The 396-nt window shown below is 52.0% G+C and carries 1 rRNA gene; it reads left to right on the top strand.

The window, feature by feature from the left end:
• Positions 1-24: 24 nt before the first annotated feature.
• Positions 25-396, top strand: a 16S ribosomal RNA gene (locus tag ACFQNF_RS17185); the annotation flags it as partial.

The raw sequence follows: 396 nt of genomic DNA, 5'->3' as shown, positions 1-396 counted from the left end.
CCAGTAAGTACTAGCTTAGCGATTAAACTAAAGAGTTTGATCCTGGCTCAGATTGAACGCTGGCGGCATGCTTTACACATGCAAGTCGAACGGTAACAGGCTGCTTGCAGCGCTGACGAGTGGCGAACGGGTGAGTAATATATCGGAACGTACCTAGTAATGGGGGATAACTATCCGAAAGGATAGCTAATACCGCATACGCCCTGAGGGGGAAAGAGGGGGATCGCAAGACCTCTCGTTATTAGAGCGGCCGATATCAGATTAGCTAGTTGGTGAGGTAAAGGCTCACCAAGGCGACGATCTGTAGCGGGTCTTAGAGGACGATCCGCCACACTGGAACTGAGACACGGTCCAGACTCCTACGGGAGGCAGCAGTGGGGAATCTTGGACAATGGG

Source organism: Iodobacter arcticus (genome assembly GCF_042664895.1).
GTDB classification, from domain to species: Bacteria; Pseudomonadota; Gammaproteobacteria; order Burkholderiales; family Chitinibacteraceae; genus Iodobacter; species Iodobacter arcticus.
Note: the sequence above shows the minus strand (reverse complement) of the source record. Positions and strands in the feature narration are given on the sequence as shown.